Genomic DNA, 20,287 nt, shown 5'->3' with positions numbered 1-20,287 from the left:
TTTTGGCTGCGTTTTGAAATGTGACGCAGTCTTGGGGGCTTGATGCGTCGTCTTGTTTTGTTGGTCGCTATTTTTGTTCTGCACCTGTCGTCCGTCGCGCACGCGCAGCTTCCGACCAGTGTGTCCGTTACTTCGGGTGCAGGAGTTTCCGCGAAAACATTGTCGCGCATTGATGACAGCGGCGGGACGATGCTGGTCTTCAAAGTTGGCGACGAACGCGAGGCGTTGACGGTTCAGGGCGAGGCGCTTGACGCGCTGCTTGGAAAGATGATCGTGCAACGGGCTTTACCGGACAGTTTTTCCGTAAGACTTGCGGGTTCCCGGACGGCTTTGATCCACCAGTTGCAGGACGAATTGCAGCGTCCGGACGCCAACTGGAATGTCGATACAGGGCAGCCCAGGCACGGAGCGTTGCCGGACGTTTTGACGGGAGAGTTGAACTCTGTCCTGAAAAGATCGCCCATAGCGAACGCATTTGCGCATCATGGATATGTTCTGACTGTCGAAGGTCTCGAGCATATCGAGGAAGATCCCGGAAGCTTCCCCAAGCCACACGTTCGTGTGCCAACGGATATTCTTGTGATGGAAATCACTGCTGGCAAGGAGGCGAGTAAATGACGCGTCGTGCGCTTCCGTCTTTTGACAGGCTGGTCGCCAACTACCCATACCGGCAAACGGTGCTGGCGTTGAAGCACATGATCGGCGGGTCGGCTGACGACACGACCGCGCCGCCAGCCGACCAGTGGCTGGGCGGTGCGTCCGGCGACACCTGCACCCTGCGTATGAGCCGAGCTTTTAACTACAGCGGGGCTCACATTCCGCAACCCGCACAACACATGGTGACGGTCCGTGGCGCAGATCGTCTGCGATACGGATTTCGGGCGAGGGAGTTCGACGCCTGGGTGCGATCCTATTATGGACCGCCGGATATCGAGGTGAAGGGCAAGCCGGTTTCCCGCGAGAAATTTCGCGGGAAAGTGGGTTTCATCAGTTTTGATATTACGTTTGGCCTTAACCCTGACGGCCGGACGCGGGCTACGGGTCATATCGACCTGTGGGACGGCGTGACCTTTTTTGATGAGATAAACGGCATCAGTCGCCCTGATAGAGATTTTTCAATGTCGCGAACGGAGTGGCGCTATGGCTCGCGCCAGGGAAAGCCAATCTGCCACGGTTCTGATGAGCGGCGGATGTCGAGAGCTTACGGTTTGTTGCGCCGCGTCTCTTTTTGATTTTTAGTGGCTATCGATCCAATATCGTTTGACAAAGTTTTTGTTTTAAAATGGTATTTTTATTTATTGGGCGTAATTTTTTCTGCATGCGCGAAGCGTAAAGTAGTGTCCAGATTCACTTTTTATCCGTGTGTTGGAGCGTCTGTTTGGAAATTCATGCTGGCGGGCGAGTGTGGCCCGGTTCGGGCCGCTTCCGACGTGTATTCCGGATGTCGGCGCGCGCCGCCTCGACGACCGTGAGCACCGAAGACGCGCATTGGGTCGCTGCCAGCGCGAATTTCCAAACAGGCTCGAAGGGCGGCTTGACGCGTCCGCGAGACGTAAATAAACCCAAGCCCGGGCGGTTTCTTAGGGTTTTGTTTTCTATTTTGCCCACATTTTGGGGCGTTCGATCAAATCCGCAAAGTGAATGGGTCTATGTCTGGGGCTGCTCATCCTGAACACTCATCGGCTGCCGATGACATGATCGCGACGGACGACAACACGACGTCTGGCGTAACTTCAGCGTCGATCAAGCCATATCCGGATCCGGCATCCCGGCCGACGCAGGGAGGACCATTCGGCGTTCGGTTCGATTTCAACGTCGGCTGTCGTGTCGCCGTGCCTCATCCTGAAAGCGGATCCTGGCGTGTTCAACTGCGGGATTTGAATACGGGCAACATTCTTTTCGATCAGACGGGTATTAAGGGCGCTACGATCCATTCCAGTAAGCGCTGGTTCGTGCGCTTTGGCGTGACTGTGTGGAAAAACGAGCGTGAGGGATGTCTGGGAGAGGAGGTTTTTCGTCACGAATACGACGCGCGGGGAAAGAGCGTTCTGGTCCAGTTTCCAATCGGAACGCTTGGCGACACGCTTGCCTGGATGCCTTACGCGGCGCGCTTCGCCGAGGCGCACGGCGCGAAGGTCACGTGTGGATTGTCCTCTTTGATCGTTCCACTTTTTCGTGACGCATATCCTGATATCGACTTTGTAACGCATGAAGAAATCGTCGAAAGAAATCTCGCCGAGACGTTCTATGCGACGTATAGTCTGGGGCTGTTTTTCGACGATGCGGACTGCAACCATCAGCCCACCGATTTCAGGTTTGTCGGTTTGCACCGAACCGCAGCCTATATTCTCGGTGTTTCTCCGGAGGAAGACCCTGCCCGGATAGCCTTCCCGGACGAAGGACGTCCAATTGATGAGCCTTACGTGTGCATCGCCGTGCAAGCGTCTTCGCAGTGCAAATACTGGAACAACCCGAGTGGCTGGCTGGACGTCGTGGCTCATCTCAAGACGCAGGGATATCGCGTCGTTTGCATAGACCAGAAAAAGGTGCATGGAACTGGCATCGTCTGGAATCACATCCCATTTGGGGCGGAGGACCAGACTGGCGACCGGCCTTTGGCCGAGCGCGCGCGGTGGCTGAAACATGCCGATTTTTTTATAGGCAACAGTTCAGGGCTGGCGTGGCTCGCCTGGTCAGCGGGCTGTCCTGCCGTCCTAGTTTCCGGCTTCACGCATCCGAACAATGAATTCCACACGCCTTATCGCGTCATTAACTGGCATACGTGCAACTCCTGCTGGAACGACCCTAGGGAGCGGTTCGACCACAAGGACTTTCTGTGGTGTCCGAAGCACAAGGAGACGCCAAGGCAGTTTGAATGCACGCGGCTCATCACCGGTGAGATGGTGATCGGGAAGGTGGATGAGGTTATCCGTGACGTTCGTGGGAGTTCTGTGGGCGCCTGTTGAATTTCAGCCGAAGTTTAAATCGTGATCGGCGGTAGTAGACCCAAGAGGAAGGGGGACGAACGTCAACGACTGTAGAGGTCTGGCCCAAGTTGTTAGTGATCCGTTGTGGCGACAAAGAGCCCCGCTTTGTAAGACGCGTATCTGTTGTCCGGTTCGATGAGACGGTAAGTGGCGGTAGACAGGGCGGTTACGGCTCGTTCGTTCGCAGGTTGTCCCTCGTCGTATGTCCTGTCATTGCGCTATAGGGCAGCGTCTGCTTCTCGCCTCCGCTTGTTGTTGGGGATTTCTTCGAATTCGACGAATCCCGCACTTGTTTCAACAGACTCTCTGTCGCGTTTTTTTTGATTTTTTACTGTTTTAAGAACCATAGAGTAGGGAGATGTTTTTTTTCCGGATTCTGTTTTCTTGCTTCTGGTTGTAAATCTGTTTGACGCACCAGCCTGCTCATAGCTCGATGCGCCTTCGGCGCTTTTTCTGTCGACGCGCGTAACTTTAATCAGGGTCAGGGATTCGGGGGGCACCACTCCCTTTATCAGGACCTCTTGGGAGCTTGTGGCGAATGAGGTGGCTGTAGGGCCACTGCTTCTATCGTTTCCACTTTCAAAGCCCAGGGCGTCTCTGACGCTCGTGTCCGTCAAGTCGAATACTTTTCCGTCATAGTCAGCCTCATCCAGCTCTATCCGTGCGATGTGGCCGGTTTGGCCGCCTGATACGGCCCAAGCGCAGGCAAGCTTTTTACTTCTTGACGCTGATATATATTGGCTCTTAGCAGCTTTACTGGAGTGCCTTACATGTTGATATTGGGTCACGCCCGGGTCTTCGGGGATGGGAGTGACAGTAGATACTCCCTTTCTGGACGTTTGTTCTTTATAGGCAATGGGAGATAGTCCAGTTACGTAAACGTTGTTCGTTTCGTCGGGCCGTAACGCCCGATAAAAAACAAGAGGATCGTCGCTGTCTGAGTCTTCGTCGTCAGAGTCAACGTGCAAAGGACGTGACGTCAGATTTCGACGTCTCCCTTTGAGGGCGTCGCGCATAGCGGAGAACTGAGGAACTTTATTCGCAGTGTCGGACATCTGTCGCCGCTCGCTTCATTGATCGCCCTGCGTCTCAGGCGAAAGAGGTAACGTTTCGTTCCTTTCCCAAGAATTGCAAGGGCCATCAGTGTGCAAGGGGACGGCGCGAGGTCGAAATCGTCACAGTTTTTTCTAGTGTTGCCGTGTCGGGTAGTGCGTTGCGGGCGTCTGTTGTACGCTATGGTCGGTTTATTGTCTGCGCTCCCTCCCCCCCCTCCCTCTCTGACAGCGCGACACCCGGTGAGTGGGAGCTTCCTTCGCTTGGCGTGATCACAGTCCTGCCTTTTGGGGTGAGAACCCCTTATCTCATCCCCCGTCGCATTTCGTCGCGTTGCGCTGTATGACGGCATCCGCTTTGCCGTCCGTCTGGCGGCGAGAGCGCAGGGAGGGAGCCCTTACGCATGTCCGATTGTCTGTTCCACCGCTACCGCGCGCATGTCCTCGACGTGCTGCGACGCGTCGCGCCCGAGGTGGGCGATGACGTCCTCGCCCGCGTGGAACTGACGCCGACGCGCGATCCCGCTCACGGGGATATGGCGACCAATGCGGCGCTTCTGGCCGCAAAGGCCGCGCGCCGCAAACCAGCGGACATCGCGAAGGATCTGGCTGCTGCGCTGGCCGATGTCGATGGAGTGGCGCGAGCGGAAGCCGCCGGGCCGGGTTTTGTGAACCTGACACTGGACCATGCCGTACTGCAGAGCGTCGTGCCCTCCGTACTGCGCGCGGGCGAAGGTTTCGGCGATTCCCGCGTTGGCGGTGGAGAGCGGGTGAACGTCGAGTACGTCTCCTGCAACCCGACAGGGCCGATTCATGTCGGTCATTGCCGTGGCGCCGTGGTTGGCGACGCGCTGGCGAACCTGCTGCGCAAGGCGGGCTACGCCGTCACCAAGGAATTTTACATCAACGACGCCGGCGCGCAGGTCGCTGCGTTGGCCTGGGCTGCTTACTGGCGGTACCTGGAGGTCATCGGGACAACGATGACTGAAGCGGAATATGACGCCGTAGTCCCGGGCGGCCTGCAATATCGCGGCGATTATCTGATCCCCATTGGCCAGGCTCTGGCGGAGGCGCACGGGACCAGTCTTGCGGAAGATGGCGCGCGTCCTGCCGCGCCGGAGCGCTGGTTCGATCTGGTGAAGGCCTTCGCCATTGGCCAGATGATGGCCGGGATTCGCGAAGATCTTGAACTTCTTGGCGTGCGCCACGACGTCTTCACGTCCGAAGCCAAGGTGCTGGCCGACGGCGTGACCGATCGCGCGATCGGCGTTCTGGAAACGAAGGGTCTGCTCTACGAAGGCGTGCTGGAGCCGCCGAAAGGCAAGCTGCCGGATGATTGGGAAGCGCGGCCTCAGACGCTTTTTCGTTCGACCGATTATGGCGACGACGTGGATCGTCCGTTGCGCAAGTCGGACGGATCGAACACCTATTTCGCCAATGATATCGGCTACCATCTCGACAAGGTGGAGCGCGGCGACGCGACGCTGATCGACGTGCTCGGCGCGGATCACGGCGGTTATGTCAGCCGTATGAAGGCCGCCGTCAGCGCGTTGACCGACCGGCGCGTGGCGCTTGACGTGCTGCTCTGCCAGATCGTGCACATCGTGCGCGACGGGCAGCCGGTGAAGATGTCCAAGCGCGCGGGAACCTTTGTGACGCTGCGCGATCTGCTGGATGAGGTTGGACGCGACGCGGTGCGGTTCACCATGCTGACGCGCAAGAGCGACGCACAGATGGAGTTCGATCTGGACGCGGTCGTCGCACAGACGCGCGACAATCCGGTTTTCTACGTTCAATACGCGCACGCCCGTTGCCGCTCTGTCCTGCGTTCGGCGGAAGAGATGCTGGGGGCGGAGGCGGTGACGCCTGTGGCGCTTGAGGCCGCTGATCTCGCCAGCCTGACGGCGGACGCCGAGATCGCCCTGATCCGTCGCATCGCAAGCTGGCCGCGTACGGTAGAGGGCGCTGCGCAGGCGCACGAACCGCACCGTATAGCGTTCTATCTTGGCGACCTTGCCGCCGACTTCCACACGTTGTGGAATCGTGGGCGCGACGACGCGGCGCTGCGGTTCCTGCAGGCGGACGAGCCGGAGGCGACGCGCGCCCGCCTGGCTCTGGTCGCGGCGACCGCGATGGCGATCCGCTCGGGGCTGGCCGTTCTGGGCGTCGAACCGGTGGAGGAGATGCGATGACAGACCGCGACGACACGCCGCCAGATCCGCACGAAGATCGGCTGAACCGTGCGCGCGAGCGCATGGCGACTGATTACGAGGACGCGCCGCCGCCGCGCCGGTCTGGCGGCAAGCTGGCGCTGGGCGCGTTGCTGGCGGGCGACGCGAACACACGTCGCCTGACCTACGGCGTCGCCGGGTTAGGTGGGCTGCTGGTGCTTGGTATCGGCGGTTGGTCCCTGCTGGGTCATCATCAGGGAGGCATTCCTGTTCTTGGCCCGCCGCCGGGACCGGTGCGTGAAAAGCCAGCTGATCCGGGCGGCATGCAACTCGATGGCGTGATGGCGCCTGCCGAAACGCCTGAGGGCGCCACCCACCTGGCGCCGGGGCCGGAGCAGCCGGACCCGGCGGCGCTGGCCGCACGTTATGGAGGGAAAGCTGCGGCTTCTGAAGAGCCGCCCGCCGTCGCTCCTGCGCCAGCGTCCGCTCCGGACGCTGCTTCGGCTCCCGCGAAGGACGCCCCGTCGCAGGACGCGTCAAAGGCGACCGAAGCATCGCCGTCGCCCACGCCTGCTGCGCCTCCTTCGACCGTAACCGCCAAGCCGTTGCCTGATACGGCAACGACACAAACGAGCCACGCCGATCAAGCTGACGCACCGCCGGTCCAGTCGAAAGCGCCGCCCGAGGAGACCGCCAAGCCGGTTGCAAGCGGACCGTACGGCGTGCAACTGGCCGCGCTCGACTCCGAAGCGAACGCCCGCAAGGAGTGGGATCGCGCAAGAGCGACCGCGCCCGACCTGTTCGCCGGTCATGCGCCCGAGATCGAGAAGGTGACCAACAAGACCGCGATCTTCTTCCGTCTGCGGATGCGGGGCTTCGACAGCATGGCCGCAGCGCAGTCCTTCTGCGAGAAGCTGCGCGGACACGGGCATGCCTGCAATCCGATCCGCCCCTGAGGACATGGCCTCAGACAGGGCGAGGGCAGATGGTGGGGTGCGCGGCAACGATGCGGCGGCCGGTGTCGTGACGGATTCCGCCGCGCCGCCACTTGCTGAGGCTGTCGGGGACGGGGTTGAGGGGCTCCCGCGCTCTCCGGTGCTGCGACTGGAAGGGTTCGAGGGACCGCTGGACCTGCTGCTCGATCTGGCGCGGGCGCAGAAGGTGGACCTCGCCCGGATTTCGATCCTGCAACTGGTCGAGCAGTATCTGGCGGTCGTCGAATCCGCGCGCTCCATTCGCCTTGAACTGGCGGCGGATTGGCTGGTGATGGCGGCCTGGCTGGCGTGGCTCAAGTCGCGTCTGCTGCTGCCGCCCGAGGATGGTCCGGACGAAGAGGCGGAGGACGCGGCCGAGCTGCTTGCGGCGAGGCTTGAGGAACTGGCTCGCATCGGAGCCGCCGCAAGCTGGCTGGCGGAACGGCCGCAACTCGGCCGAGACGTGTTCGCGCGCGGGGAGGCAGAATCCCTGATTGAGATTGATCGATCAGGACTCGTGCTTGACGTGCCGCAGCTGATGCGGGCGTACCTCGCCGCGATCCGCCGGTCCTCCCGCACCCGGGTTTATACGCCGCGTGCGATCCGCTTCTGGACGGTGCAGGACGCGCTTTCCAGACTGAAGCGCCTGTTGGGCGACACTCCGCCGGGCTGGAGTTCGCTCGACGCCTATCTTCCTGATCTGCCCGCCTCGGGCGATGAAATCGAGAGCATGAGAATACGTCGGGCGGCCATGGCCGGAACCCTGATCGCCGGACTTGAGCTGGCCAAAAGCGGGACGCTGGAACTGCGTCAGGACGAAGCTTTCGGGCGAATCATGTTGCGTCCGCAGGAGAGCGGAGCGTGAGCGGGGCCGATGAAACTATGGGCGCCGACGACGCGCGCTGTGACGACGCTGCGCCTGAAGCCGCGATAACGCTGTCTGGCGCGGGCGAGACATGCGTTGCGAAGGAGCCAGCTGACGCGACAGACACCCCGAAGGCGGCAGGGGCCGCCACAGACATGTCAGGGGGCGCAGGGTTCGAATCTGACATGCGGCAATCTGACGCCTCCGCGACACAGGAATTCGAAGCTGGCGCCTCGGAGGCTGATGCTCCCGGAGTTGCTGACGCTGGAGCCGGCGCACTGTCGGAGGAAGGCGCCGGCGTCGCTATTTCTGCGGCTGAAATCCGTCACGCCGAGAGCGCGCAAAAAGACGGTTTCGCGTCTGACGCGGACAGGCGCGAAACCGCCGAAGACCCGCCAGTGGTCGTCCCGGCGGCGAATGTTGCGCCACTGGCTGAGGCGAACGGAGCCGAAGTCCAGACCGTCGACTCGCGGCCCGCAGAACCTCCCCGGCCGCCCAGCGAGCAGGTGATCCGAGCGGTGGAGGCGCTGATCTTCGCCAGCACGGAGCCGGTCAGCGCCCGGACGATTCTCGGTCTTCTGGAAAGCCGCGCCATGATTCCGGAAGCGGTGCAGGACGTCGGCGCCTATGTGCGCGAGACCCTTGTCGCGCTTGTGGCGCGCTATGACGGGCGAGGGGTGGCTCCGGTTGAAGTCGCCGGCGGCTGGCAGTTTCGTACCGCCCCGGATCTGGCCCCAATGCTCACAAAGGTGCTCGCCAAGCCGCGCCGATTGCAGCGCGGCACGATGGAGACGCTGGCGATCATCGCCTATCACCAACCCTGCACCCGGGCGGAAATCGAGGAAATTCGCGGTGTTAGCCTGGGGCAAACCGTACTCGACACATTGATCGAGGAGTCCCTGATCGCGCCGCGCGGGCGGAAGGAAGTGCCGGGACGACCGGTATTGTGGGGCACGACCGCCGATTTCTTGCGGCATTTCGGACTGACCAGCCTGACGGCGCTGCCGCGTCGTGAGGAACTTCTTGGCGACATGCCGACCTCGCCGCGTCTGCCCGTCACACATAACGCACAACAGAGCTCCGCCGATCTGCTGACGCACGGGACGGAAAGCTCCGAAGAGTCGTCTTCTCCGGAGGAGGAGGACATGGGTGGGCGCTCCGTGCCCGATGATGATACGCGCAAGCCATCAGAGGGAGACGCAGGCGCATCGGAGGCTCTGTCTGACGACGAGGACTGATGCTTCATCCTCCGCCGGTGGTTTCCACATCGCTGCGGTCAGGGTAAGCGTGGTCCGAATTCCACCTCTTCCGCTCGGGGGGGGCTGGTCGGCGGCAGGTCGCGCAATGACCGGCTGTCGTCTTCATGCTATGCGCGAGACCCCTCGCGCACTGGTAGGTCATGCCGCCGCGTCGTGGGCGGCTGTTCGCGTGGGCGGTGACGATGTTTGATTTCGCATGGTCGGAATTCGCCCTGATCGGGATGGTCGCCCTGTTGGTGATCGGCCCGAAGGATATGCCGACCGCCATTCGCGCCGTCGCACGTATGGTGCGAAAGGCGCGTGGCCTCGCCACCGAATTCCAGAGCCATGTTGATGAAATGGTGCGAGAGGCGGACCTCGGTGAAGTGCGGGATCATGTCCGTGACCTGCGCAATTTCGACGTGCGGGGTCGAGTCATGCGTGCGGTCGACGGCGACGGCAAGATTCGCCGCGCCTTTGACGATCCGCTGGCGCGGTCGGGTCTGCTGACGGGACCGGCGGCGCAGAACACTAGTTCCGCCCTGTCTCCCCATACGCCGTCATCTGACGGGACCCTCGCTGGTGTAATCGAACCGCCACTGCCGCCGGCGATCGAGATCGGTTCTCCGGCGCCGCCGCCCGTGGCCAATGTGTCGGCGGACCACGACCAACGCCCGAAATCGCCGCCAGCAGTGTTGCCGCCCTCCACCGCGCGCCGTGTGATGGCTGAGCGTCGTCGTCTGGCCGCGCCGTCGATCCTGCCGCCGATCCGCGTTCTGCATGGAACGCATCGCGTGGCTCCGTTCGCGGCGTCGGCCGCACAGACAAAAAAGAGCGCCGACCATATGGCTATCGGGGAGGAAGGGCTCTGAAACAGGACGCCATCAATGACGAGCCCATGCCGCTTCTTGAGCACCTGCTCGAACTGCGGCGCCGGTTGCTCTGGTCCGCCGTCAGCTTCGGCCTGTGCTTCGCGCTGTGCTACCACTACGCAGGCGACATCTATCTGTTTCTTGCGCGGCCGCTTGGCGAGATCATGCGGCAGAAGGGCGAACAGCCGCATCTGATCTACACGGCGCTGTACGAAGCGTTCTTCACCTACATCAAGGTCGCGGCCTTCGGGGCCGCGTTCCTGTCCTTCCCCGTCGTTGCGATACAGGCGTGGATCTTCATCGCGCCGGGGCTTTATCGCTCGGAGAAGCGCGCCTTCGCGCCGTTCCTGATCGCGACCCCGATTCTGTTTCTGCTCGGGGCGGCGCTGGCCTATTACTTCATTTTCCCGGTGGCGTGGCGCTTCTTCCTGTCGTTCCAGACCTCCGGCGGCGATGACGGGTTGCAGATCCAGCTTCAGGCCAAGGTGTCGGAATATCTGGCGCTGGTCATGAAGCTGATCATGGCGTTTGGCGTGGCCTTCGAATTGCCTGTGGTGCTGACGCTGCTGGCCCGCGCCGGGATCGTCACCTCCGCGCAGTTGAAGAAATTTCGTCGCTACGCGATCGTCGGCGCTTTCGTCGCGGCCGCTATCCTGACGCCGCCCGACGTGATCACGCAGACAGGTCTCGCCGTGCCGTTGATCATCCTTTACGAGATTTCCATCATCTCGGCCCGCCTCGTGGAGCCACGGAGCGAGCCGACACAGACAGACCAAGAGGCTTCCTGATGCACGACCTTCGCGCGCTGCGCGCCGATCCCGCCGGATTCGACGCCGACCTCGCCCGCCGTGGACTGGAGCCCGTGTCCGTCTCGATTCTCGCGCTCGACGAAGAACGTCGCGCCGCCCAGACCGCGCTGCAGGAGAAGCAGACGCGTCGCAACGCGCTGTCCAAGGAAATTGGCGTCATTCGCCGCAACAAGGGCGACAGCGCGGCGCTGGAGGCCGAAGCGGTCTCCCTGCGCACCGAGATGGAAGGGCTGGACGCACGCGCGCAGGCGCTGGACGTGGAGACGCGCGATCGCCTCGCCGTGCTGCCCAACCGGCTTGATGCCAGCGTGCCGGCTGGCGCGGACGAGACCGCGAACGTCGTGGTCCACGAACGCGGCGCCGTGCGTAACTTCGCCTTCACGCCGAAGCAGCACTTCGAACTTGGCGAGGCGATGCAGCAGGACGGTTACGCGCAGATGGACTTCGCCACAGGCGCGCGTCTGTCCGGCGCGCGCTTCGTCATGCTGCGCGGCGGGATCGCGCGTCTGGAGCGCGCGCTGGGCCAGTTCATGCTTGACCTGCATGTGACCGAGCATGGCTACAGCGAAACCCATGTGCCAGTTCTGGTGAACGAACCCGCCATGTACGGCACCGACAAGCTGCCGAAATTCGCGGATCAGTCTTTCGTTACGACCGACGGCCGCTGGCTGGTGCCGACCGCTGAAGTGCCGCTGACGGCCTCCGTCATGGGCGAGATGGTGGACGCAGCGCAACTGCCGATCCGCCTGAGCGCGCTGTCGCTCTGCTTCCGCTCCGAAGCAGGGGCGTCCGGTCGAGACGTGCGCGGGATGCTGCGCCAGCACCAGTTCGAGAAGGTCGAAATGGTGTCGATCACCACGCCGGAGGGGAGCGACGCCGAGCATGAGCGCATGACGCGCTGCGCCGAGCGTGTGCTGGAACTGCTGGAAATCCCGTTTCGACGCCTGTTGCTCTGCGCGGGCGACACGGGTTTCGGCGCCGCGAAGACATATGACCTTGAGGCATGGTTGCCGGGCCAGCAGGCCTGGCGTGAAATCTCATCCTGCTCCAACACGCGCGACTTTCAGGCGCGGCGGATGAACGCGCGTTATCGCCCCGGCGAAGGCGCGCCGGTGTTCGTGCACACGTTGAACGGGTCGGGCCTTGCGGTCGGGCGCACGCTGATTGCGGTGATGGAGAACTGGCAGGAAGAGGACGGTAGCGTGACCGTGCCGCCTGTGTTGCGGCCGTATATGGGTGGGGTGGAGCGCTTGGGGTGCGGGGCGAGTGTTTCTGATCCGTGAGAGAACGTTCTTGCAAATTATTTGAGAATGGACTTCGGATCTAAAGATCTTTGGGTGTATAATAAAAAAGCGCGGTAAGATTTATCGACGACATCGCCAAAACTTAAATTGAGCGGTTGGAAAAAGTTCACGGGAGATGTCGTGTCCCATGTAGTGGGCAGTGCCGCGAGGGTTACGCCGCGCATCCAAAACAAGGCGGAGCTTTCTCGTTTATTGAGTAAATCTGTGCATGTCATGATGTCGACTGCCTGCTTGCAGGCGGCTGCGGTGGAATTTTTCCATGAAAAGGAAAGTTTTTCGATTAAAAACGTTATTGATTGTCCAGCGTAAAAAGAAATGACGGCAGAGTTCGTTGCAGTGTACGCAGTGAATGCGGGAGCGGTTGGTGCGCCCGGCAGTTGAGATATTCGTTGTTGTTGCGTGGATGATTGTAGGCCAAGCTTAAAAAGAATCGCCTTGCGTTCGGGAGCGAAGCTGTCCCATGCGACGCTTATTATGTCGCCGCTCGTAAGCATTTCGTTCCATAATTGCGCTGCATTTGCATTTCGTGATGTGGTTGTTCCGTTGTCTGCATCGGGGTAGGTGGCCCCGGAGGCCAGATCCAAAGGTATTCCTGCTGTCCATGCGTAGGCTGGCAGTCCGTGTTTTCTAAATACGGCATAGTGATAATCGCGGATTGCGTTCCACGGGAGGTGGCGAGCTTCGCCTTTGGCCCCGCTTTGCGCTTCACGTGCATCAAAATCAGCCAGCATAAGATCGTTGCTGATTTGCAACCAAAGGTTGTCGTTTAGATTAATTCCGGCGCAAGCGGCTCCGAATTCGGCAAAATGTTTTGCCGTGCGGCCCGAAATAAGTGACTGCTCAACGACGCCTAACGCCAGTTCTCCGTAAGGGTCGCCGGCTTTTGACAAAGTTCTATAGTAAGTTGATCTATCTCGCTTGTTTCTGGAAACGGACAGCGCATCTATGAGTATGTCTGAATTGCTCATCGAGTTTCCTTTGTTGAGTCTGGGTTAAGGAATACGTCGAGGTGTTCTTTCGTTGTTAATTCCATTTTGTAAAAATCTGAAACATATTTTCTGTCAAAGGTAAGTTTTACTAAAATTTCCTTATAAACAAACCAGTATTGGCATTGTGGCGCGTTCGATAAATGCATTTTGTCGCAACGTAAAAAACTTTTTGGTTGGGTTGCTTCACCCAAAATAAAATTCTCGACCCGTATTGGGTCGTCATTCGCGGTAGGAAAATATCTTGTAATTTCACGCAAGCCGTAACCAGAGGGGTAAGGGGCGTCGAGCGAGGAAACCTGAGGGGCCCGTAGCCCCAGATCGAAATTTATCTGCCTGTTATGGGCGCGGTCGCTGATAAAGGCTTTCATAATTCCGGAAACAATTTTCTCAGGACCGAAGGATGTATTGGTTGGTTCGAGTAGGATTCTAAGATATTCTGATGAAGATGGATCGTTGTTTGTTGTCCAGGAAGGCCACGTCACGAACAGAAGCGCGCTATCAGCAGTGCTTTCGGTTGCGGGGCTGACTCCATCTTCAAAAAAATCTCTCGGGATAGTCAGAATAATTGAGGAAGACGCGCCCCCTAATTCTGGGTCTTTCATAAGGAAACGTATAGTTTCAGCGTGTCGCTCCCGGCCGTTCGCTCGTGCATTGGGCTGATGAAAACTGACGAGCAGCAGGGCAATGGTGCAGATAGTCTGTTTTTTCATTAAAAATTTTTGCCTGCGCCAGCATGAGAAATTTTCTGATGCTGGCGTTGTCGAATTCGTCATTCGACCCTTCAGGCCGGCAACGCCTCCGGCTCACTCCGAGCCCGCTTCACCAGCAGCTTGTTCAGCCCGTGGACATACGCGCGGACGGCGGAGACCACCGTATCGGCGTCAGCGCCCTGTCCATCGACCATTTTGCCATCCTCTTCCAGACGCACCGTCGTACGGGCCTGCGCGTCAGTGCCTTCGGTGACGGCGCCGACGGAATACAGGGCCAGACGCGCCTCATGCGGGAACGCGCTGCGGATGGCGTTGAAGGCGGCGTCGACGGGGCCGTTGCCGGTGGCGGTGGCTTCCACCAGTTCGCCGTCGATTTCCAGCTCCAGCGTGGCTTCCGCCGGGCGGCGCGAGCCTGCGGAAACATCCAGCGCCAGGAAGCGGATGCGGGCGTGGTCGCGAACCTCGTCATCGACCAGAGCGACGATATCGTCGTCGTAAACGACCTTCTTGCGGTCGGCCAGATCCTTGAAGCGTTCGAACGCGTCGTTCAGTTGGTTGTCGCCGATCGTGTAGCCCAGCGCCGTCAGCTTGTCGCGGAACGCGGCGCGGCCTGAATGCTTGCCCAGCACCAGCGAGGATTTGGACCAGCCGACGCTTTCCGGCGTCATGATCTCATACGTCGCGGCGTTCTTCAGCACGCCGTCCTGATGGATGCCGCTCTCATGCGCGAAGGCGTTGCGGCCGACGATGGCCTTGTTCGGCTGTACGTCGAAACCGGTGATGGTCGACAGCATGCGCGAGACCTTCAGCAGCTTCTCGCTCTGCACGCCATTGGTGTAGGGCATCTGGTCCTGACGCGTACGCAGCGCCATGACGATCTCTTCCAGCGCCGCGTTGCCTGCGCGCTCGCCAATGCCGTTGATGGTGCATTCGATCTGCCGCGCGCCGCCGCGCAGGGAGGCCAGCGTGTTGGCGACGGCCAGACCCAGATCGTTGTGGTTATGCGCGGAGAAAATGACCGTGTCGGCGCCGGGCACGCGCTCTTTCAGCATGGAGAAGATGCGCTCCATGTCTTCGGGCGTGGCGTAGCCGACGGTGTCGGGGATGTTGATGGTCGTGGCGCCCGCCTTGATCGCGGCTTCGACGCAGCGGCACAGGAAGTCCGGCTCGGTGCGCGATCCGTCTTCGGCGGACCATTCGACGTCGGCGGTGAAGTTGCGGGCGGCGACGTTGCCTGCGGTGATGATCTCCAGAACCGTCTCCGGCTCCATCCTCAGTTTGTATTTCATGTGCAGCGGGGAGGTGGAGATGAAGTTGTGGATGCGTCCGCGTTCGGCGCCGGCGATGGCCTGTCCTGCGGCGGTGATGTCGTTCTTGCCGCCGGAACGGGCCAGCGCGCAGACGACCGACCCGCGCACGATGCGGGCGATTTCACTGACGGATTCGAAGTCGCCTTTGGAGGCTACGGGGAAACCCGCCTCGATGACGTCCGCGCCGAGATCGGCCAGCGCCTGCGCCATGCGCAGCTTCTCGTCCAGATTCATCGAGAAGCCGGGGGATTGCTCTCCGTCACGCAGGGTGGTGTCGAAGATGATGACCCGGTTGTCTTCGATGCGGCCGAAGGAAGGATGATCGATAGCCATGGTAACCTCGGTATGGTCTGCGCCGTCATAACGGCTTGCGCGTTGTCCCGGTTCCGGCGTCGAAATGACGAACGGAACGCTGATGCTGTCTTCGAACCCCTGGGCGCGCCGACGTCCTGTCGGCCCGATCGCTCAGGGGCGGATAAGTCGAAGGAGAAGCTGGGGAAGCTGACCGAGGGCGTGGACGCGCGTCATCGGCGCGCTGTGGCGCGGCATCGAATCAGAAAGGACGCGGGTCGAAACCATGCGGGGCAGGATACAGGACCGCATCGCGGACGCAAGGAAAATTCTCGCACGGGGTGGGCCTGAACCGGGAAACGGTCCCCGTCGCGCAGCCGGTCTGGCGCGCGGCGGGGAGGGGGTGCTTCAGAGCGCGCCCTGAACCCAGGCCTTGAGCTGGCTCTTGGGTAGTGCGCCGACCTTGGTTTCGACCGGCTTGCCGTCCTTGAACAGGATCAGTGTCGGGATGCCGCGAACGCCGAAATTGTTCGGGGTGACGGGGTTGTCGTCGATATTGACCTTGGCGACGGTCAGCTTGCCCTTCAGTTCAGCGCCGATTTCATCGAGCGCCGGAGCGATCATTTTGCAAGGGCCGCACCACTCCGCCCAGAAGTCGACAAGGACCGGTCCCTCCGCTTTGAGGACGTCGGTTTCGAAGGTGCTGTCGCTGACTGCGACGGTGTTCTCGCTCATGTTGGCGCTCCAGTTGTGTCCCCGAACACTTGGGGTGAGACGCGGCGGGGTCAAGTCCCCCTCTGCTGCGCGCTCTTTCCTGCGGCGGACGCCCACCGGAAAGTAAAAAAATGTATCGCAGGAAAAATACGATGCGCGCTAGAAATGATGCGCATCGTCACGACAGCGCGACGCCGTTTCGAGCGCCCTGCTTTGGTATCTGATCGTCAGATCCGGGGTGTCGGACCGCCAGGGAGCATCGTCCCGAATGTTGGCACTGATACGTAAAAATCTGACTGAAAAGGGGGGCGCGTTGCGATTGGCTGCGGTGGTCGCGGCCCCTGCGGCTGTCGCGGCGGCGTTCGTCGCGACAGCCGGGTGGCTGTCTCCCGACCGCCTTACACCGGCGACGTTCATGCGTGATTTTCACGCGGTAGATGGGGCGCATCCGGGTTTCAGGCGTAATCATGCAAAAGGCGTATGTGTGTCTGGCTGGTTCGACGGGTCTGGCGCCGCGACGCCTCTGTCGCGCGCGGCGCTGTTCGGAAAAGAGCGTTCGCAGGTCGTCGGACGTTTCGCCCTAGCGGGCGGCGCGCCGAACCAGCCAGACGCGCCGGGCAAGGTGCGCAGTCTGGCGTTGCGGTTCATGCCGACGAATGGCGCCGAATGGCGCATGGGCATCAACGATATTCCGGTCTTCCTTGTCAGAAACGCGGCGGATTTCAGTGATTTCACGCTGGCCACTGCGCCTGTTCCCGGAACGGGGCAGCCGGACCCCGCCCGGATAGGGGCTTTTCTGGACAAACATCCCGAAACCAAAAACGCGCTAGGCCTTCTCAAGGCGCGCGCGCTGACGTCCGGCTTCGCTAACGACACGTATAACAGCCTCGACGCCTTTCTCTTCGTGAACGCTGAGGGGGTTGCGACGCCCGTGCGGTGGGCGATGGTCCCGGAGCAGGCGGTGGAGCCGCCTGCGGCCGGAGAGGGCGGGCAGGATTACTTGTTCGACGATCTTCTGAAAGCGCTGGCGCAGGGACAGCTTCGCTGGCGCCTGATGGTGACGGTCGGCGAGCCGGGCGATCCAACGGCCGACCCGACCGCCGCCTGGCCAGAGCAGAGACGCAAGATCGACGCGGGGACGTTGACGCTCACGAAGGCGGAGAGCGAGGACGGCGGCCCATGCACGGGCATAACTTTTGACCCGCTGATTTTACCGGAGGGCGTCGCTCCGTCCGACGATCCGATTCCGGCCGCACGTTCGGCTGTTTATTCCCGCTCCTTCGCCCTGCGCTCCGGCGAAACCAAGCCGCCCAGCGAGATTACGCCCGCCGCCGTTCGCTCCGGAGGACAATAATGCGCAGTGTCGAGAGTTTTCCGATTTCCGCGCGAGTGCTGCACTGGCTCATGGCGGCGATGATTTTGGCGATGCTGTTCATCGGCGTGTTTATGGCGGCGACCGTCGGTCCGGCCTATCACACGCTTGTCGATCTGCATCGGCCTTTGGGAATAGCAATCCTGTTGCTGGCGCTCGTCCGGCTTGCCAATCGGTTCCTGTTTCGTGCGCCTCAGTTGCCTGACACCTTGCCGCCTGTGCTTAGACTAGCCGCGCGAGCGTCCCATGTCGTGCTTTACGTCCTGATGATCGCGCAGCCTCTGGTGGGGTGGGGAATGCTTTCGGCCGGCGCGTATCCGGTGACGATGTGGGGCGGTGCGTCTCTACCGCCTATCCTGCCTCACGACACGGAGTTGTTTGCAACGCTGCGCCATCTCCACTCGTGGCTCGCTTTTTCACTGCTCGCCGTCGTGCTCGCTCATCTTGGGGCCGCGCTGTTGCACGGTCTGGTACTGCGAGATGATGTGTTCCCGAGCATGACGGTCCGGCGCGGTGGCAAGAAATAACGTCAGAGCAGGGGGTGTACGCGGGCGAAACTGGCTCCGGACTCACGTCGAGGCGATGATGCTGTGCAGAGGTAGGGCGACCCCGCATCGGCGGGAAGCGAGGCGTCGTTGGCGACGCCAAGCAACAGGCGCACCCGCCGTGTCTCGGCGTCGCTGGCCAGAGCGTAGAAAATGGCGCGGGACTTCCGCCGAGCCACGATCACTCCGGCGCGCCGCAGGGTTGCGAGTTGCTGGCTGAGTGTGGGTTGCGTGACGCCAGTTTGGCTCTCGATATCGCTGACCGCGCGCTCGCCGCGCAGTAGCGTATCGAGGATCAGCAGGCGTTGGGGCTGCGTATATACTTTCAGAAATTCAGAAAGTGTTCGCGCGCTTTCGGGGGTCAGGGCGCTCATGAAGCGGAAACCTCCCGAAGAAACCACCGCGGGCCCAGTCGTGCGAGGTCTCGCTGCTTCTCCGGAGGTGGCGCTATGGGCGGTTCGCCTGGGCGCCAACCTTCCGGCGTTAGCACGGGTCTGGTCGACACCAGTTGCAGCGCGGCCAGCAGGCGTTTGAGCTCATCGACAGAGCGGCCGACGGTAGGCGGGTACCACTGAATGGCCCGGATCACGCCCTCCGGGTCAATGACATACATCGCGCGGATCGTCGCGCTGTTTTCAGACGTGTCGTCCAGCATGCCGTAAGCCCGTGACACCGCCATCGAGGGATCTTCAGCTATGGGGAAGGGAATCGATACGCCGAATTCAGATCTGATGGCCTCAATCCAGGCCAGGTGGGAAAAGACGCTGTCGATCGAAAGGCCGATCAGCACGCAATCCATGGCGGCGAATTCCGGAGACGCAGCGGCGAGGGCGATGAATTCGCTGGTGCAGACAGGCGTGAAGTCGGCCGGGTGCGCGAACAGGATCACCCACTGGCCACGTATGTCGCTGAGCGTCAGCTCCCCCAACGTCGTGCGAGCCGAAAAATCAGGCGCCTTGTCCCCGATCTTGGGGAAAGGGCGGAAGGTCGTCGCTGCGCTCTGGCTGGAGAAGTCGTTCATGGCGTTCTTTATAAAATTCTGATTGCCTTGACGCAATATAGTTTCAGGATTAATTAAATTAATCAATTCATTTTTCCGTCGATGGGAGACGTCTTGATGTCGGACAGGGTGCTCGCGGAAGCTTTTGCTCAGATCGCTGCAGCGCGACGGGGCGAGCGCCCCGCGCCTGTGGTCAGAACGTTCTTTGATGAGAAAACCTTTACGGCGACGCATGTGGCTCATGACCCCGTCACTCGAGAAGCAGCGGTTATAGATAGCGTTCTGAATTACGATCAGGCGTCGGGCCGCACGCATCATGACGAGGCGCTGCGCGTGGTCGACTATATCCGTGCAGAAGGGTTGAAAGTCGCCTGGGTCCTTGAGACGCACGCTCATGCGGATCACCTGTCCGCAGCACCCTGGCTGCAAACGCAGCTTGGAGGCAAAATGGGCATCGGGGCGGAAATCGTCCGGGTGCAGGATGTATTCGGCAAAATTTTTAACGCAGGGACGGAATTCGCGCGTGACGGGTCGCAGTTCGATCGCCTGTTTCACGATGGCGACCGTTTTTCGCTCGGGGATGTGCAGGTGACGGTTCTCCATGTGCCTGGCCACACGCCTGCCGACATGGCGTTCGTCATCGGTGACGCTGCTTTTATCGGCGATACATTGTTCATGCCGGACTACGGCACCGCCCGCGCTGATTTCCCTGGGGGGGACGCACGGCAATTGTTTCAGTCGATCCGACGCCTTCTGTCCCTGCCAGGCGAAACGCGCCTCTTCCTCTGTCATGACTACAAGGCGCCGGGCCGCGACTGCTACGCGTGGGAAACCACAGTCGCAGCCGAGAGGGATAGCAATATCCATGTTCACGACGGGATAGAGGAAGACGCGTTTGTGCAGATGCGGTGTGATCGCGACGCCACGCTTTCCCTGCCAAACCTCATCGTGCCGTCGGTGCAGGTGAACATGCGAGGCGGGCGGATGCCGGAGCCGGAGAGCAACGGAACACGTTACCTGAAGGTGCCGATCGACACCCTGTAATGCGTATGGCGGCTTTTCCATTTATGTGCGGCAGGGGTGG

Annotated in this window: 20 protein-coding genes; 13 read left to right on the top strand and 7 right to left on the bottom strand. The window is 61.0% G+C overall.

Annotated features, from left to right (window positions below; genetic code table 11):
• Positions 1-42 precede the first annotated feature (42 nt).
• The 3 genes from J2D73_RS12435 to J2D73_RS12425 all read left to right on the top strand — a co-directional run bounded on the left by J2D73_RS12435 (position 43) and on the right by J2D73_RS12425 (position 2,966).
• Positions 43-618: a hypothetical protein gene (locus tag J2D73_RS12435; protein ID WP_207881860.1), complete on the top strand. Its 576-nt coding sequence runs from the start codon at positions 43-45 to the stop codon at positions 616-618.
• A complete protein-coding gene (locus tag J2D73_RS12430; protein ID WP_207881859.1) occupies positions 615-1,232 on the top strand; it encodes a T6SS effector amidase Tae4 family protein in 618 nt (205 codons plus the stop codon). The genes J2D73_RS12435 and J2D73_RS12430 overlap by 4 nt, the downstream gene beginning before the upstream one ends.
• Before the next feature lie 462 nt (positions 1,233-1,694).
• Positions 1,695-2,966, top strand: a complete 1,272-nt coding sequence (locus J2D73_RS12425) for an autotransporter strand-loop-strand O-heptosyltransferase (RefSeq protein WP_207881896.1) — start codon at positions 1,695-1,697, stop codon at positions 2,964-2,966.
• Positions 2,967-3,205: 239 nt separating this feature from the next.
• On the opposite strand, the gene J2D73_RS12420 is transcribed toward J2D73_RS12425, so the two are convergent.
• Positions 3,206-4,042: a hypothetical protein gene (locus J2D73_RS12420; RefSeq protein WP_207881858.1), complete on the bottom strand. Its 837-nt coding sequence runs from the start codon at positions 4,040-4,042 to the stop codon at positions 3,206-3,208.
• 401 nt (positions 4,043-4,443) lie between these two features.
• On the opposite strand from J2D73_RS12420, the gene argS reads away from it, so the two are divergent.
• The 7 genes from argS to serS all read left to right on the top strand — a co-directional run bounded on the left by argS (position 4,444) and on the right by serS (position 12,251).
• A complete protein-coding gene (gene argS, locus J2D73_RS12415; RefSeq protein ID WP_207881857.1) occupies positions 4,444-6,231 on the top strand; it encodes an arginine--tRNA ligase in 1,788 nt (595 codons plus the stop codon).
• On the top strand, positions 6,228-7,166 hold the full coding sequence (locus J2D73_RS12410; protein WP_207881856.1) for an SPOR domain-containing protein: 939 nt from the start codon (positions 6,228-6,230) through the stop codon (positions 7,164-7,166). Before argS ends, J2D73_RS12410 begins: the two co-directional genes overlap by 4 nt.
• A 4-nt stretch (positions 7,167-7,170) precedes the next feature.
• A complete protein-coding gene (locus J2D73_RS12405) occupies positions 7,171-8,049 on the top strand; it encodes a segregation and condensation protein A (protein WP_207881895.1) in 879 nt (292 codons plus the stop codon).
• A 506-nt stretch (positions 8,050-8,555) separates the two neighbouring features.
• Entirely contained in the window at positions 8,556-9,287 is a 732-nt protein-coding gene (gene scpB / locus J2D73_RS12400) for an SMC-Scp complex subunit ScpB (RefSeq protein WP_341535088.1), read from the top strand.
• Between the two features lie 161 nt (positions 9,288-9,448).
• Positions 9,449-10,159: a Sec-independent protein translocase protein TatB gene (tatB, locus tag J2D73_RS12395; RefSeq protein WP_341535086.1), complete on the top strand. Its 711-nt coding sequence runs from the start codon at positions 9,449-9,451 to the stop codon at positions 10,157-10,159.
• A 26-nt stretch (positions 10,160-10,185) separates the two neighbouring features.
• Positions 10,186-10,947 carry a twin-arginine translocase subunit TatC gene (gene tatC / locus J2D73_RS12390; RefSeq protein WP_207881855.1) on the top strand — a complete coding sequence of 254 codons (762 nt, stop codon included), beginning with the start codon at positions 10,186-10,188 and terminating at the stop codon, positions 10,945-10,947.
• The gene (gene serS, locus J2D73_RS12385) at positions 10,947-12,251 is read left to right on the top strand and encodes a serine--tRNA ligase (RefSeq protein ID WP_207881854.1); all 1,305 of its coding nucleotides are present in this window, start codon (positions 10,947-10,949) and stop codon (positions 12,249-12,251) included. The genes tatC and serS overlap by 1 nt, the downstream gene beginning before the upstream one ends.
• 17 nt (positions 12,252-12,268) lie before the next feature.
• On the opposite strand, the gene J2D73_RS12380 is transcribed toward serS, so the two are convergent.
• The 4 genes from J2D73_RS12380 to trxA all read right to left on the bottom strand — a co-directional run bounded on the left by J2D73_RS12380 (position 12,269) and on the right by trxA (position 16,307).
• Positions 12,269-13,240 (bottom strand): hypothetical protein, encoded by a 972-nt coding sequence (locus J2D73_RS12380; RefSeq protein ID WP_207881853.1) that lies wholly within the window; start codon positions 13,238-13,240, stop codon positions 12,269-12,271.
• Positions 13,237-14,034: a hypothetical protein gene (locus J2D73_RS12375; RefSeq protein ID WP_207881852.1), complete on the bottom strand. Its 798-nt coding sequence runs from the start codon at positions 14,032-14,034 to the stop codon at positions 13,237-13,239. Before J2D73_RS12375 ends, J2D73_RS12380 begins: the two co-directional genes overlap by 4 nt.
• A gap of 8 nt (positions 14,035-14,042) precedes the next feature.
• The gene (locus J2D73_RS12370; protein WP_207881851.1) at positions 14,043-15,614 is read right to left on the bottom strand and encodes a 2-isopropylmalate synthase; all 1,572 of its coding nucleotides are present in this window, start codon (positions 15,612-15,614) and stop codon (positions 14,043-14,045) included.
• A 366-nt stretch (positions 15,615-15,980) separates the two neighbouring features.
• The gene (gene trxA, locus J2D73_RS12365; protein WP_026397098.1) at positions 15,981-16,307 is read right to left on the bottom strand and encodes a thioredoxin TrxA; all 327 of its coding nucleotides are present in this window, start codon (positions 16,305-16,307) and stop codon (positions 15,981-15,983) included.
• 247 nt (positions 16,308-16,554) lie between these two features.
• Between trxA and J2D73_RS12360 the strand changes: the two genes are divergently transcribed.
• Positions 16,555-17,640: a catalase family peroxidase gene (locus J2D73_RS12360; protein WP_207881850.1), complete on the top strand. Its 1,086-nt coding sequence runs from the start codon at positions 16,555-16,557 to the stop codon at positions 17,638-17,640.
• A complete protein-coding gene (locus tag J2D73_RS12355) occupies positions 17,640-18,185 on the top strand; it encodes a cytochrome b (RefSeq protein WP_207881849.1) in 546 nt (181 codons plus the stop codon). The genes J2D73_RS12360 and J2D73_RS12355 overlap by 1 nt, the downstream gene beginning before the upstream one ends.
• Positions 18,186-18,187: 2 nt before the next feature.
• Here J2D73_RS12355 and J2D73_RS12350 read toward each other — a convergent pair whose 3' ends face one another.
• Both J2D73_RS12350 and J2D73_RS12345 read right to left on the bottom strand, forming a co-directional pair.
• Positions 18,188-18,577, bottom strand: a complete 390-nt coding sequence (locus J2D73_RS12350; RefSeq protein WP_207881848.1) for an ArsR/SmtB family transcription factor — start codon at positions 18,575-18,577, stop codon at positions 18,188-18,190.
• Positions 18,574-19,224: a peroxiredoxin gene (locus tag J2D73_RS12345; protein ID WP_207881847.1), complete on the bottom strand. Its 651-nt coding sequence runs from the start codon at positions 19,222-19,224 to the stop codon at positions 18,574-18,576. The genes J2D73_RS12350 and J2D73_RS12345 overlap by 4 nt, the downstream gene beginning before the upstream one ends.
• Before the next feature lie 96 nt (positions 19,225-19,320).
• Between J2D73_RS12345 and J2D73_RS12340 the strand changes: the two genes are divergently transcribed.
• Positions 19,321-20,247: an MBL fold metallo-hydrolase gene (locus tag J2D73_RS12340; protein ID WP_207881846.1), complete on the top strand. Its 927-nt coding sequence runs from the start codon at positions 19,321-19,323 to the stop codon at positions 20,245-20,247.
• Positions 20,248-20,287 lie beyond the last annotated feature (40 nt).

Origin of the sequence: Acetobacter sacchari, assembly GCF_017377715.1 — a bacterium.
GTDB classification, from domain to species: Bacteria; Pseudomonadota; Alphaproteobacteria; order Acetobacterales; family Acetobacteraceae; genus Acetobacter; species Acetobacter sacchari.
This window is presented reverse-complemented; position numbering and strand designations above follow the sequence as displayed.